Source organism: Enterococcus hulanensis (assembly GCF_005405485.1).
In the GTDB taxonomy this organism is placed as follows: Bacteria; Bacillota; Bacilli; order Lactobacillales; family Enterococcaceae; genus Enterococcus_A; species Enterococcus_A hulanensis.
Genome location: NZ_BJED01000018.1, coordinates 57453 through 71811, shown reverse-complemented (window position 1 = coordinate 71811; position 14359 = coordinate 57453). Strand labels below are relative to the sequence as shown.

General features: G+C 41.7%; 12 protein-coding genes. 1 reads left to right on the top strand and 11 read right to left on the bottom strand.

Translation table 11 applies throughout. The annotated features are described in order from the left end of the window. Positions 1–56: 56 nt before the first annotated feature. The 3 genes from rlmN to FFR60_RS17810 form a co-directional block, all read right to left on the bottom strand. Complete coding sequence (gene rlmN / locus FFR60_RS17820; RefSeq protein WP_137665187.1) at positions 57–1124, bottom strand: dual-specificity RNA methyltransferase RlmN; 1068 nt, start codon at positions 1122–1124, stop codon at positions 57–59. Between the two features lie 221 nt (positions 1125–1345). Beyond that, positions 1346–2128 carry a glycyl-radical enzyme activating protein gene (locus FFR60_RS17815; RefSeq protein ID WP_137665186.1) on the bottom strand — a complete coding sequence of 261 codons (783 nt, stop codon included), beginning with the start codon at positions 2126–2128 and terminating at the stop codon, positions 1346–1348. Positions 2129–2142: 14 nt separating this feature from the next. Then, a complete protein-coding gene (locus tag FFR60_RS17810; protein ID WP_137665185.1) occupies positions 2143–4491 on the bottom strand; it encodes a formate C-acetyltransferase in 2349 nt (782 codons plus the stop codon). Positions 4492–4669: 178 nt separating this feature from the next. Here FFR60_RS17810 and FFR60_RS17805 point away from each other — a divergent pair, with 178 nt between their 5' ends. Then, positions 4670–5428: a DeoR/GlpR family DNA-binding transcription regulator gene (locus FFR60_RS17805; RefSeq protein WP_137665184.1), complete on the top strand. Its 759-nt coding sequence runs from the start codon at positions 4670–4672 to the stop codon at positions 5426–5428. Positions 5429–5468: 40 nt separating this feature from the next. Here FFR60_RS17805 and FFR60_RS17800 read toward each other — a convergent pair whose 3' ends face one another. The 8 genes from FFR60_RS17800 to FFR60_RS17765 form a co-directional block, all read right to left on the bottom strand. Further along, on the bottom strand, positions 5469–6560 hold the full coding sequence (locus tag FFR60_RS17800) for a PTS fructose transporter subunit EIIC (protein WP_137665183.1): 1092 nt from the start codon (positions 6558–6560) through the stop codon (positions 5469–5471). A gap of 11 nt (positions 6561–6571) precedes the next feature. Continuing rightward, a complete protein-coding gene (locus tag FFR60_RS17795; RefSeq protein WP_088931964.1) occupies positions 6572–6883 on the bottom strand; it encodes a PTS fructose-like transporter subunit IIB in 312 nt (103 codons plus the stop codon). A gap of 41 nt (positions 6884–6924) precedes the next feature. After that, complete coding sequence (locus FFR60_RS17790; RefSeq protein ID WP_088931963.1) at positions 6925–7386, bottom strand: PTS sugar transporter subunit IIA; 462 nt, start codon at positions 7384–7386, stop codon at positions 6925–6927. A 4-nt stretch (positions 7387–7390) separates the two neighbouring features. Next, complete coding sequence (locus FFR60_RS17785; protein WP_137665182.1) at positions 7391–9337, bottom strand: BglG family transcription antiterminator; 1947 nt, start codon at positions 9335–9337, stop codon at positions 7391–7393. Between the two features lie 311 nt (positions 9338–9648). Continuing rightward, complete coding sequence (locus FFR60_RS17780) at positions 9649–12051, bottom strand: DNA translocase FtsK (protein WP_137665181.1); 2403 nt, start codon at positions 12049–12051, stop codon at positions 9649–9651. Positions 12052–12169: 118 nt separating this feature from the next. Continuing rightward, positions 12170–12997, bottom strand: a complete 828-nt coding sequence (locus FFR60_RS17775) for an amino acid ABC transporter substrate-binding protein (protein ID WP_137665180.1) — start codon at positions 12995–12997, stop codon at positions 12170–12172. 23 nt (positions 12998–13020) lie between these two features. After that, on the bottom strand, positions 13021–13656 hold the full coding sequence (locus FFR60_RS17770; protein WP_088931959.1) for an amino acid ABC transporter ATP-binding protein: 636 nt from the start codon (positions 13654–13656) through the stop codon (positions 13021–13023). A 13-nt stretch (positions 13657–13669) separates the two neighbouring features. Continuing rightward, entirely contained in the window at positions 13670–14311 is a 642-nt protein-coding gene (locus FFR60_RS17765; RefSeq protein WP_088931958.1) for an amino acid ABC transporter permease, read from the bottom strand. Between the last annotated feature and the right edge of the window lie 48 nt (positions 14312–14359).

Here is a 14359-nt window from a genome sequence, read left to right as displayed (position 1 = left end):
TTTATACTTTCTTTATAGTCAAAAAAATCCCTCATTATAATGAGGGATTCAACCATTTATTTAGTTGCAACTTTTTTCATTTGTTTACTGCGTAATTGTCCGCAAGCTGCATCGATATCCGTACCATGTTCTTTACGGATGACGCAATTGATGCCGTTCTTCTTCAAAACATCGTAAAAACGTAAAACATCTGCTTTGCTGCTGCGAGAGTATTGGTCATGTTCACTGACTGGATTATATGGAATCAAGTTCACGTAAACCAATTTTTTCTTGTTCTTCATTAAATCCGCCAGCTCTTGTGCATGATCCGGACGATCATTCACACCTGATAGCATGATATATTCAAACGTTACCCGACGATTGGTTTCTTCTATATAATAGTCGACAGCATCCATCAATTTTTCGATTGGGAAGCTGCGGTTGATTCGCATGATGGATGAACGAACTTCATTATTTGGCGCATGCAAGGAAATTGCTAAGTTGACCTGCAAGCCATTTTCTGCGAATTTTTTGATCTTCGGAACTAAACCACTTGTTGAAACAGTGATATGGCGTGCCCCGATCGCCATTCCTTTATCATCATTGATAACGTTAAGGAAGTTCATTACATTATTGTAATTATCAAAGGGTTCGCCGATTCCCATCACAACGACATGGGAAACTCGTTCTTCTTCAGCGCGTTCATCAAAATAATGTTGAACTAACATGATTTGCGCGACGATTTCGCCAGCAGTCAAATCACGCTGCTTCTTTAATAAGCCTGACGCACAAAAGGTGCAGCCGATATTACAGCCGACTTGAGTCGTCACACAAACGGACAAGCCGTACTCTTGCCGCATCAACACCGTCTCGATCATCAAATGATCCGGCAGTTCAAATAAATATTTGACCGTACCATCATTCGCTTCTTGTACAACCAATTGCTTTAATGGGTTGATAATAAAATTTTCTTCTAACAGAGCGATCGTTTTTTTCGAAAGGTTGCTCATTTCCGCAAATTCAGTCACGCGGCTGCGATAAAGCCATTCCCAAACTTGTGTCGCACGGAATTTTTTCTCCCCGTGTTCTAGAAACCATTCAACTAATTCTTCTCTTTTTAAACCATAAATTGAGGGTTTTTCCAAAGTGTTACCTCCTACTATATCCTTATTAATAAGGTAAGAAATCTTTATAAAATTTCTCTTTTCTTCGTACGCATTCCATTTTTCTTATCATCCTAAATAGGAAGAAAACTGGAAACATTCGCTACATACTATAACCGATTCACAAAGAGAAAACAATCAACTTTGAAAAAAAGAAATGATTTCACAAGCTAATTTGCAGAAAAAGAGAGGCACGAGGCCTCTCATTCCAAACCGTCAATATTCGCACGGATTCCTGCTCGTTCAAATTTTGCTTTGATTGTATCTATTTCTGTCTGTGTCAACGTTTGAACATCCTTCATCTTGTATTCCCAGCCCAGATAATCATATTTGCTGCTGCCGTATTGATGGAAGGGCAGTAAATGAACTTCGCCTATTTTTCGTGCTGTCAAAAAAACGATAAGCTGCTGAATATTTTTTTCATTCGTTGTATATTCTGGAATCAGCGGAATGCGCGGGATCACTTGAATCTGCTCTTGCGTTAAAAGGTACTCAAAATTTTCTCTGACAGTTTCAAGATCAGCTCCGATGACTTTTTTAGCCTCAGAGCGATCCATGATTTTCAAATCAAACAGCACTTGATCAACATAAGGGGTTAGCCTTTTGATCCGCTCTACTGGAAAGCAGCCAGTTGTTTCAATTGCCGTATGGATCCCAAGCTTTTTCAGCTCGTGCAAGAACGCACTGGCAAATTCGGACTGCATCAAGACCTCGCCGCCTGATAATGTCACACCGCCGCCTGATGTACGATAAAATATTTCATCCTTCAGCACTTCATCCAGCAGCTCATCGATTGAGTGCCAAGCTCCGATCTGCTCCGTTTTGCCGTTCTTTTTCCAAGTCGTCGGTTCAACCTTTTTTCGTGATTCTGGATTGGAACACCACGGACAACGCAACGGACAACCCTTCAAAAATATCAGTGTTCGGATTCCTCCACCGTCGTGAACGGAATAGCGTTGAATATTGAAAACTAATCCTTGATCCATTTTTATCCCTCATCCTACAATTGGTGTTCAACACGCGCGATAATATCGTCTTGAATTTGTTTATTCAAATCAACGAAGAAGGCACTATAGCCGGCTACACGAACTAAGAGGCCTGAATATTTTTCTGGATGCTTCTGAGCTTCTAACAGTGTTTCCTTCGATTGAACATTGAATTGAACATGCTGAATTTTTAATTTGGTGAAAGCTAACAAGAAATCAGCAAATTTATTTAGACCTTGTTGCCCTTTCAACGTATTCGGCTGAAACTTCAAATTCAATAAGCTGCCGTTGACAGTTAAGTAGTTGTCTAGCTTGCTGACAGATTTTAACACAGCAGTCGGGCCTAAATGATCCCGTCCTACCATTGGAGATAAGCCGCCATCGGCTAATTGCTCTTGGGCCTTTCGACCATCTGGTGTCGCTCCAACCGCTTCACCTAATGGGATGTGGGCGGATACCGTGTAGGCTCCGGGGATAAATTGCCCGCCGCGAACATTTTTATATTGCTCCAATTTTTTGGCGTAGTGGCGGAATAATTTTGCCGCAATGATATCCAATTCCTCATCATCGTTGCCGAATTTTTCAAAGTCTTGGATCACATGTTGCTGCAGCTCAGCGTGTTCTCCGGTGAAATTCGACTCTAACGCATCCACCAATTTGCTGAAGCTCATTTCTTTATTTTCGAAGATCATCTTTTTAATAACATACAGTGAGTCGCTTAGGTTGGCCTCACCGATACCTTGTACACCAGAAAAATTGTAGCGCGCACCGCCTTCGGTTACGTCCTTGCCATTTTCTAAACAATCATCAATCAAGACAGATAGAAACGGCGTCGGTGCATAATGCCGATGCCCCAAATCAACAATGTTCGAACCCTTGACCACCAGCTCTACATAATAATCGATCTTCTGCTCAATCGTTTCAACTAATCGATCATAAGTTAATTCAGACTCATCTCTTAACTCGTACATGCTCAATTCCATGATTCGTAATAAATTAAAGAGGGCAATATCGTGCAAACCATAAGTTTTACCCGGAATCGATGTCTCTACACATCCCACTGTCGCATAGTCCCGTGCATCATCCAGTGAGACTCCTTTGCTTAAAAAGGCCGGTACACAAACCTCGTCGTTAAATAATTGAGGAATTCCTGTGCCTAAACGAATCGTCTCCACCGTTTTAAGTAAAAAGCGGCGGGGGATCAATTCATTCATCCGCACTGATAGATTGGGCTGCGGCAATAAGATCTCATGGTAAAGCTCCAACATCACAAACGACAGCGGATTCACCGAAGTATGACCTAACTCATCCAGTCCGCCTAAAACGACCGTGTAGCCCGTTGGAAATCCTGCGAAACACTTGGCACTGCTCTCGGAACGCAAAAGCACCACATCATTGGTCTTAATATAAAAGTCGCCTAAAACTTCATATAGAAAATTTTTATCGATCCCAGCTTTTATGGATGCTTCATAAAATGGATACAAATATTGATCCATTCGACCTAACGAAAGTGAAGAAGCATTTGATTCATATTGCCCGACAATACTGGTCATCCATAATAACTGGAGTGCCTCGTAAAACGAGTCAGGCTTTTCTGTACTTAGCTTGCGGCACATTTTTCCAATCTGCTGCAATTCTTGTTGGCGCTGGTTTTCTTTTTCATGTTTGCTCATCGCCTCGGCTAATTCAGCATAGCGTAAAAAATGATCGCGCATCGCAGTAAAAACGATTTTTCCAGCTTGGTAAAAGTGATTGTCCGACTCTTCCCAGATTTTCTTGTCTAATTGTTCAAGGTAGTTGCCGATTCCTCGTGCTAGTATTCCGGGGAAGTCCATAATGATATGGCCTTGTCCTTTATCCGTTTGGTTCAATTTGAAGACTTCATCTTTCAAGGCTGTTTTTACTTCGTCAGTCAACTCGCCATTGATAAAATCCTTCATCGAGCGCTTCTCCCAGTAAGGGTATAATTCCTCGCGATAGATCTTTTTATCTGCTTCTGTGAATTCAAATTGATCCTGCGGGCGTGCAGCAATCGTATCAATCTCCTGCATGATCCAATAAGGGTCCATCTCCGGTGAAAGAATCCCAGAGCGCGGGCGAACTGTTCGATTGCCGACTAATAATTCTCCTTCACGAATACTGATCTCAACATTCGCTAAAATATGTGCCACCGCTTTTGCTCGCCGAACGATCGTAGGCTCGCCTTCAGTCTGGCGATAGCTTTCCGTATAAAGCAATGCTCGCTCCAGCGATATTTGCCGTTTCTCCTTGAATAAATGATCTTTCATCTTTTGAATGCGAGGATTTCCTTTGACCACTACATTGGCAATATTTTTTTCCTGATTGATTACTCCCGTTCCCATTTTGTTCACTCCTTTTTTTCACTTCTGTTCACTCTTAGTATAGGAATATTTTCTGGGTGAAACTATCGATTTCTTTGAAATACAAGTAAAAAGTTGGATTTGCTCACTTTTTCCCAAGTTTTTAATTGTTTTTGTTGGAATCTCATGCTACCTTAGAGCAAAAGAAGGAGGTTGCTTTATGAAGGCCGCTGAAATTGCACAACGCCGCAAAGAAATTACCGAACTTTTATATCAGCAAAACGAAATGAAAGTCCAAGAGCTAGTGAAAAAGTTTCACGTCTCTGATGAAACCATTCGTAAAGACTTAACTTATTTAGCTGAAGAAGGCATTTTAGAAAAACACCACGGCAAAGCCCGGCTTGTACAAGAAAAAGAATTGGCACCGGTCTTTCGCCGAACCTCCCAGTTTGCAGAAAAGGATAAAATTACGCAAGCCGCCTTAAATTTTATTACTGCTGAGGACTACACGATCGGCTTAGATCAAGGAAGTACTTTGGCTCTGCTCGCTAAAAAGATTGTACCCTTGGAAAAAAAGCAAATCTTTACCAGCTCGCTTGCCGCTATTTCTCAACTGGCGAACAGTCAGCATAAACTTTTTTGCTTCGGCGGTGAATATTCTCCTGCCGACATGGCCTTTCGCAATAGCGGCGGCGAGATGTATCCCGATATTCAGTTCGACTTATGCTTCTTCGGCTCCAGCGGTGTCAAAAATCGTAAAGGCTTTTGCACCTCTTCTCTGATCGATGCCGAAGCAAAACGGCGGATGCTTAAAAAAGCGACAAAAAAAATCGTGCTGCTGGATCACACGAAATTTGAAAAAACTTCTCTTGTCCAAGTCGCTCCCTGGTCTGAAATCGATGTCGTCATTGCCAGCAAAGGTCTGCCGTTAGATTATGAACGGATGATCAGTGCTTATGCAAAATTGATTTTGGTTTAAAAAAGATGTGCCGAAATTTTTTCGCGGCACATCTTTTTTATTACATAATCTCGATATCTAAATCAAAGTCATCATCCAGATCGATCGCTTGGGATGCTTCCTCAACGACCGGCTTCTTCAAAGCAATGACGATACCGGCAGTGATTACTGAACCGATCACTGTTCCAAGAATATAAACTAACGGATTCTGTGCTACCGGAGCAACGATCCAGCCGCCCCAAGGTGCTGGATTCCCAGCGCCTAATACCATCGCGATAGCTGCTCCAATGGCGCTGCCGATCATATTCGCCGGAATACAACGCAATGGATCAGCCGCTGCGAATGGAATCGCACCTTCTGAAATCCCGACCATTCCCATCACAATCGCAGCTTTTCCAGAATTTCTCTCTTCGACTGTAAACTTCTTAGGTGCAACGATAGTTGCTAATCCCATGGCAAGCGGCGGAATACAAATCGCTGCTCCGATCCCCGCCATGATCGTCAATGCCGTATCGCTTGGCAAACCAGTCGCAGGATTGATCGTTCCTACCATCGCAGAGCCAAAACTAAAGGCAACTTTATTGATTGGTCCGCCCATATCAGAAGCGATCATCGCTCCCAAAATCAAGCCAAGTACCACTAAATTTCCAGTTCCCATTGACTCCAGCCATTTTGTTAAGGCCGTCATTAATGCCGCAATCGGCTGTCCAATCACCCAATACATCAAGACCCCGACAATCAAGGTTCCAAATAATGGAATAATAAAGATTGGCCCTAATGAACGCAGGCTTGACGGTAATTTAATTTTCTTTAGATAAAAGACCACTACTCCTGCCAAAATCCCTGATAAAATCCCGCCTAGAAAACCAGCACCAATATTACTAGCGATCAATCCACCAATAATCCCCGGTGCCAAACCTGGACGATCCACCATTGAGAAGGCGATATAACCAGATAAGATCGGTACCATCATCCCGAGCCCGGTAATCCCGATATTCGCAATATCCGCCAACCAGCCTTTATCCGGCACTGACGCATTTCCCGACAGCAAAACACTCAATGCCAACAAAATCCCGCCGGCAACGACAAAAGGAATCATGTATGAAACACCGGTCATCATATTTTTTCTTGTATTCTTTAATAATTCAATCATTGCGGTTCCTCCTATTTCGCTAATTTCTGCTGGAGCTTTTTGACGATCGTTTCTCCCTTGTTGATGCAATCCCCAGCACTCACCCGGACGACTGGCTTGCCCTTGAAGCGATCTTCATTTTTGATTCCAATATTATTGGTTAAAATCACTGCATCCGCCTCATTGATCAAATCCATTGATAATTCATTTTCGATCCCGATCGAACCTTGAGTCTCGACATGAATTTCTACGTTATTCTTTTTGGCTGCCACCTCTAAGCTTTCAGCGGCAAGATAGGTATGAGCAACTCCTGATGGACATGCTGTTACAGCAACTAATTTCATAATTTTTTTCTCCTTCATTCTTCAATTTGTTTTTAAACTCGCTAGGCAACGACACCTGCTAAGCTGTCGTTTAGTAAATCAACAATTTCCCGATCACTTGCTGCTTGTTCTAATGTATCGCGAAACTCTTGATGGACTAATTTTCTTGATAAACCGGCAATGATTTTTAAATGCTGATCTCCCTGACATGCTTCTGGAACAGCCAATAAAAAGACTAAACCAACATTTTCACCATCCAGACTCTGCCAATCAATTTTATTGTTCAGGCGTCCGAAAGCTACAGTCGTTTCTTTGACATGGGGACTTTTCCCATGAGGAATCGCGATCCCAAAGCCGATCCCTGTCGTTGTCAAATTCTCCCGCTCTACAACACTTTCAACGTATCCTGCATGGTTATGTAACCGTCCCGCTTGATTGATTCGATCGGCTAAGATATTGATGGCGCTCATCTTTGAATCTGCATCAATCGCCAGATCGACTAATTCTTCATTAATCACTTGCATTTTTCTACCTCCTGCTAATGTCGTTATAAATTGCGATTGCATCTTTTTCTGCGAAGAAACATTTTAATTGTTTCTCTGATTGAACGATTTTATGAATGTCTGTGATTACACCTCGAACAAGGTTGCGATCCTCTTTTGCGATACACATCAACAAAACATAGTGAACCTTCCGCTGATCCCAAATGATCGGCTGGTCTAAGGTAACGATTGCGATCCTTGTCTGCAAAACATTTTGCGGAGATGCATGGGGAATCGCTACTCCTGTGGCAAGCGCTGTCTCGCCGATCGCCTCCCTTGCAAAAACCTCTTTGCGGAAAGCCTTAGTGACCACTTTCTTCTTCTCCAGACGATCAATCAGCCAGTTTAAGCACGCCTGCTTGTCTGAAAATCTTTTTTGTGTGTAAATAAAATCCAGATCAATTACGTTCTTTAAAAAAGGAAATTCTAAAATCTCCGCTTCATCGGATTCTTCCGAATAAAATAAATTTGAGTAGAGTGCGGTAATATTCTTGATATCTTCTTGAGTCACTAAAGTTGAGACTTGGATAATCGGTTTATGGATCGCTTCCAATTTAACTGAAGAAATAATCAGGTCAACGTTGTTCAGATTTTTTCTATAAAGTTTATCAAGTGTCGTGATCTCCGCAGTATCCTGTGCAGGTAAAATTCGTTTGATCTTATTGAAAATCAATTCTGAAGTACCCACACCATTGGGACAGACGATCAAAATCTTTTTGCCATTTTGACTTTTTTCCAGTGAGACCTGAAAATACATTGCCACCAAAGCAACCTCTTCATCGTTGAACTGAACACCTAATTGTTCTTCAGTATTTGCTAACGCATATCTGGTTGCACTAAAAGTAACTGCATATTGACTCCTGATTTCCTCAACTAATGGATTCGTGATCGCAATCCCCATTTTTAAGCGATAGATCATTGGAACAAAATGGCTGGCGAACCGTTCAGCTAATTGTGTATCCGCCAAAAAATCCACCTCCATGATCTCACTCATGTTTTCTAAAATCTTTCGAATCGTTCCAGCGTATCTCTCATAGTTTTTTTGACCGTTAGTGTTCGGCTTTACACCGTAGCCGACTAGTTGCCGATTTACATAAGAAATATCTTCCTCGTTATATTCAACACCATGCACCTTTGCTATCTTCTCCAATAATTCATTCGCGATCAGATAGGTATCGATCAGCTTGATTTGATCAAATAGAAAGTCTTTTTCTTCAATATGCTGACCGCGGCTTAAGCGAAAGCAAAAAACTAATAGACGAATGACCAAGGATTTTACGTAATGCTCAGGGAAACAGAACTCCGTTTGCAGCTTTAATTCTTCGATTTGTTGAAGCGTCATTTTAACTAATGACGGTGTAAAGAGCTTAGACAATAATTCCTGTGTTGTCTCTTGAAACAGCTCCTCCGGATTGATTCCGTGATAATCCAAATAGTCTTCACAGAATCGAAAAAGACTATTCTGAATTTCCTCCTCGCTGCCAACCATTTTCGTGCCCCGTTTTGATGGCTCCAAAGTCAAACGATACTTTTCAATGATTTTCTCCAAATCACTCACGATCGAACTTGGACTCACATGAAACTGTTGCGCAAGCATTTGCTGGGTCACTGTCTCTTCATCAATCAATAATTGTTTGGTGATCAGCCATTGACGTTCTTGTGATTCAGCAACAGCCGTCGTGCTTATCCCAGTGATTTGTTCCAAAAATTGCAGCTTTGCTTCAACGGTTCCTCTTAATTGAATTCCGATTCGCGGTTTCTTTTCTAAAACAAGTTGCTCCTTTGGTAATAACTTTTGGATTTTATCCAAATCAGAATAAATCGTCCGGCTCGATTTTTCTAACTTCTCGGAGTAGAAAGACACCGGCAAGTAGTTTTCATTCTGAACAAGTAAATAAATTAATTTTTTCTGCCGTGGATTCAATCCTTTCATTTTTTACTCCTCCAATTGTAAGCGCTTATCAATCTAACAAAAAGATAGCACAGGCTTTTTCTATTGTATAACACATAAAAGTTACACATTAATGTTGAAATTCAATCGTTTTGCCGTTGCTATAGCGAAAAGAATCGTCGTAATTACGTTTAAAACCCTATGGTAACAGCTTTTCTAGTTGGAAGCTGAAAAAGTATTTTTCTGAAATCGACTGTTTCTATCCACTTCAATTGGTTTTGATTCTGCACATATGTGCAACTCAAGAAAACAGAAAAAAGCCTTGCCAAAACTGGCAAAGCTTTCTTATGGTATTACTCATCTAATGGATTTTCTAGTTCTTCTTCTACTTTTTCTAACAGGACCTCTCGCGGTTTGCTGCCTGTTGATGGTCCGATTACACCATGCTCTTCTAGTTCATCGACAATCCGAGCCGCTCGGTTGTATCCGATGCGGAAACGTCGCTGGAGCAGCGAAATACTAGCTGTCTGCATATCGACCACTAAGGCCTTGGCTTCCTCATACAGCTCATCCTGCGGTGTTTCTGATGGGGATGAGGTTGTTTCTTCTGTCGGCATCATTTTTTCTTCGTAATGAGCCTCTTGCTGATCCGAAACAAATTCCACGACACGCTCGACTTCATGATCCGAAATAAAGGCCCCTTGGACACGAATTGGTTTATTTTCTCCCATCGGTAAGAACAGCATGTCTCCGCGACCTAGCAGTTTTTCAGCACCATTACTGTCAATAATCGTTCGCGAGTCTGTCCCGCTCGAAACCGCAAAGGCGATCCGCGATGGTACATTGGCTTTGATGATCCCGGTGATAACATCAACACTTGGTCGTTGTGTAGCCAAAATCATATGGATTCCGGCTGCCCGAGCCATTTGCGCTAGACGCGTAATCGCATCTTCGACCTCGTTACTGGCAACCATCATCAAGTCAGCTAATTCATCGACGATCACAACGATAAATGGCAGGATCGGACGATTTTGTCCATCTTCCAGATTTTTCTGGATCACTAATTCATTAAAGCCGGAAATATTCCGTACACCCGTAGCCGCAAATTTTTCGTAACGTTCTTCCATTTCCTGAACGACCTTTTGTAAGGCCTGCGCCGCTTTTCGCGGATTCGTTACAACGGGGGTCAATAAATGGGGTATCCCATTATAAACATTCAATTCAACCATTTTCGGGTCGATCATCATTAGTTTTACTTCGTTCGGTTTTGCCCGCATCAAAATACTGGTGATGATCCCATTGATCGATACGGACTTCCCGCTACCAGTCGAACCGGCAACTAGCAAGTGGGGCATTTTAGACAAATCAGCCGTTTGGACCATCCCTGAGATATCTCGACCTAAAGGTACTTCCAATAATTTATCTGGATGATTTGGCTGAGCTTCAATGATGTCTCGGAATGAAACCGTGCTGATGGTGCTGTTAGGTACTTCGATCCCGATCAAAGATTTCCCTGGAATTGGTGCTTCCATCCGTACGTCTTTTGCCGCTAGCGCTAAGGCGATATCATCAGTCAAGTTAACGATCTTGCTGACCTTTACGCCAACTGCTGGTTGGACCTCAAACTTGGTTACGGATGGTCCCAAGCTGGCTTTGACGACTTTTGCATCTACACCAAAGCTGTTGAAGGTTTTTTCCAATACTTTGATGTTTTGCTCGATTTTCTTGTATTCATCACTTTGATCCGCCGCTTGAATCGAGTCTAATAAAGTTGAAGGCGGTAATTGGTAATCATGATCTTCCGGTTCGGCATTGATCTCAAATTCCAAATCACCGGGATCATCGATTTCTTCTTCATCAAGATCTGTTTTTTTGGCCGGTGCTGGTGCCGCTGTTGGCTCCAAATTTTCTTGGAAGCCTTCGATTGGCACTAAGGTCATTTGCTCTGGTTCTTTGACCAGTTTTTCTTGATTTTCTTTTGCCAACTGCTCACCTGGCGTCATTGAACGAACTTTATTTTTTTCACGCTCTGCCTGTTCCGCTTCCTTCTTCGCTTTCTCGGCGGCTTGTTTTTCAGCTTTAGCCTGCGCTTTTTGAGCCTGACGTTCTTCCTTTTTGGCAGCCCGCAGAGCTTTTTTTTCGTCTGATTCCGAGAATTTTTCTTGCGCTGTTTCAATCAGATTTGCCAAATAATCGGCCACTTGATTAAATTCTAGGAGACTAAACAAGAAGACACCGAGAATCAATAACAGGCCGGCAATCAAATAGCTGCCTACTTGGGAAACTAAGAAATGCGTCAAACTATAAAGAATACCGCCCAGCATTCCGCCGCCGACATTTTGGGTGATCCTATTGCCTAAGAAATCAGTCATCAATAAGTCCCACGTCGTTTTTAGGATATTCGGATCTTGATTTGCTACATTCGCAAATAAGCGTGCATGAAGAATCAGCAGAATCCCTAAATAAAAGACACCAATCCCGACCCAGCGCCGCGGTTTGGTTAAACGCAGCTTCGTATTCTTTACGACAAGCAATCCACCATATAAACCTAAAAGTACAGCTAGAAATTGGTAGGTATTTCCTCCAACTAATCGCAGTACGTTAGCAATCAAATTTCCTAAAAAGCCCAGCTTAAATAAGGCGAAGACCGCAAATAAAATAAATAAAAGCCCAATCCCGATAATCAGGCGCTGTTCTTGCAGTTGTTTTTGTTTTTTTGTTTTTCTTTTTTTCTTTGTACGCTTCTTCTGCGCCATACTATCCCTCTTTCCATTCTGTACCATTATACAAAAAAAAGAAGGCGAACAAAAGTTTTGCTCGCCTTTTCTTTTTGGTTAAATAAAGTTTAAATTTTTTAGGGATAAAAACTGCTGCTTACTCTTTTGGCAACGATAATTCTTCGCCGAACCATTTCTTCGAGATTTCAGCGTACTTGCCGTTGTCTTGCAGCTCTTTGAAGGCACTATTGATCTTCTTAACTAGCTCTTTATCGCCTTTGCGGGCACCGACCGCAAAATCTTCATTTTTAAAGCCGACACTAAAAATATTGTAAGCATCTAATTTTCCTGCTTGTTTCAAATAGTAATCTGCATAAACTTTATCGATTAAAAGTCCATCGATCCGTCCATTTTCCAAATCAATCATCGCTTCATTAAAACTGGCATATAAAGTCGCATCGTTTTCCTTCACGATATCCTTCAAAGTTTTTGTTTCGTTGTTGAAGGCTTCATAGCCGGAAGAACCTTCCTGCGCACCTAAAATTTTGTCCTTCATACCTTCAGAGCTCGTAATCCCGCTGTCCTTTTTAGTGACTAAAATTTGTTCGTTTTGAGCATAAGGATCAGTAAACAGTACTTTTTTCTCACGAGATTTTGTGACTGTGTAACCATTCCAAATCAAATCGATCGTACCATTTTCCAATTCATTTTCTTTCATTGACCAGTCGATTGGCTGAAAATCTGCTTTGATACCATATTCTTTAAAGACTGCTTTCGCAAGATCTACGTCAAAACCAACGATTTTCCCATCTTTATCCTTAAAGCCCATCGGAACAAACGTATCATCTAAACCAATCGTTACTTTTTTATCTTCCTCAATTGTTTTCCAACTGTCGTCACCGCTGGCCTCTTTCTTACCGCAGGCAGTTAACGTTACCAAAGTTAAAAAAGCTGCCATTCCCAAAATAATTTTTTTCAATTTCATACTTACTCCTCCTGTATTCTTTTTTATTTGATAGGTTCAACCTTCAATAACTGATCACCAATTTCTTCTGCGAAAACTAAATCATGGGTCACGACGATCTGAGTTACACCATCGGCCTTCAACTCTAAAATTAAACTAGCAACTTGTTGACGTAACGCGGGGTCTAAAGCACTCGTAGGTTCATCATACGCCAACACCTTAGGATTCATCGCCATCGCCCGAGCAATCGCCAGACGTTGTTTTTGTCCACCAGATAATTGATATGGATAGTTATCCAGCAGTTCTTCGATACCTAACAGGCTGGCTAAATGCTTTGCCTTGTTCGTATAGGTTTCTTTGTCTTGCTTTAAGACCAAACGCGGACCGATCGTGATATTGTCCAGTACGCTCAAATGTGGAAATAATTGAAAATCTTGGAAAACCACACCGACGACTTGTTCCTGTTGTTTCGAAGACGTCGGATCAAAAGGTTTTCCATCTAATAAAAACGTCCCGCTATCTGACGTCTCTAAGCCAGCTAAGGTTCTTAACAATGTGGTTTTCCCGCCGCCGGATGGTCCGACGATCGCTAAGATTTGTCCATCAGGAATTACCAAGTCTAAATTATCAATCACTTTTTTATTGCCAAAAGATTTGTTTACATTTTTTAATTCGATCATTTTTTCCACCTGCCTAACGATAATAGTTCAAACGATTTTCTAATTGTTTCAAGATGACTGACGTAACCCCCGTCAATGCCAAGTAAATAATTGCTACCCCGAATAACGGCAGTAAGGTCGTATCTCGTTCCATCGCGATTTTACCAGCCCGCATCACATCGGATAGACCAAGAATATATACTAACGATGTATCCTTCACCAAGTTGATCACTTCATTACCAACAGATGGCAAGACGATTTTGACAACCTGCGGGATAATGATTCGCGTAATCGTTTGAACAGGCGTCAATCCAATAACTTTCGATGCTTCATATTGTCCTAATGGAATCGATTGAATTCCTCCGCGGAAAATTTCAGCATAGTACGCTGCATAGTTCAAAACAAAGGCAAAAAGTGCAGCTTCGAAGCGGTCAAAAATGATTCCGACTAGCGGCAGCCCGTAAAAAACAAAAATCAATTGCAGCAGCAGCGGCGTGCCCCGCATGATCCAAACGTAAAAACGCAAGATCCATTGCAGTGGTTTAAAGCGGCTCGACAAACCAAATGAGAGTAAAATTCCCAACGGCAATGAGCCTAATATCGTATAAGCAAATAATTTCAGTGTTGTCGTTGCCCCTTGTAATAATTGCGGCATGACTTCGATCAAATAATTCATCCCAATATCCCTCCATGTTATCGAAAGTTGTACGGCCTTTCGAATGTT

Excerpts from the sequence above, each read along its gene's own strand:
- FFR60_RS17815 (WP_137665186.1), bottom strand. The coding sequence starts at position 2,128 with ATGGATCAAGGATTAGTTTTCAATATTCAACGCTATTCCGTTCACGAC.
- FFR60_RS17810 (WP_137665185.1), bottom strand. The coding sequence starts at position 4,491 with ATGGGAACGGGAGTAATCAATCAGGAAAAAAATATTGCCAATGTAGTG.
- FFR60_RS17805 (WP_137665184.1), top strand. The coding sequence starts at position 4,670 with ATGAAGGCCGCTGAAATTGCACAACGCCGCAAAGAAATTACCGAACTT.
- FFR60_RS17800 (WP_137665183.1), bottom strand. The coding sequence starts at position 6,560 with ATGATTGAATTATTAAAGAATACAAGAAAAAATATGATGACCGGTGTT.
- FFR60_RS17795 (WP_088931964.1), bottom strand. The coding sequence starts at position 6,883 with ATGAAATTAGTTGCTGTAACAGCATGTCCATCAGGAGTTGCTCATACC.
- FFR60_RS17790 (WP_088931963.1), bottom strand. The coding sequence starts at position 7,386 with ATGCAAGTGATTAATGAAGAATTAGTCGATCTGGCGATTGATGCAGAT.
- FFR60_RS17785 (WP_137665182.1), bottom strand. The coding sequence starts at position 9,337 with ATGAAAGGATTGAATCCACGGCAGAAAAAATTAATTTATTTACTTGTT.
- FFR60_RS17780 (WP_137665181.1), bottom strand. The coding sequence starts at position 12,051 with ATGGCGCAGAAGAAGCGTACAAAGAAAAAAAGAAAAACAAAAAAACAA.
- FFR60_RS17775 (WP_137665180.1), bottom strand. The coding sequence starts at position 12,997 with ATGAAATTGAAAAAAATTATTTTGGGAATGGCAGCTTTTTTAACTTTG.
- FFR60_RS17770 (WP_088931959.1), bottom strand. The coding sequence starts at position 13,656 with ATGATCGAATTAAAAAATGTAAACAAATCTTTTGGCAATAAAAAAGTG.
- FFR60_RS17765 (WP_088931958.1), bottom strand. The coding sequence starts at position 14,311 with ATGAATTATTTGATCGAAGTCATGCCGCAATTATTACAAGGGGCAACG.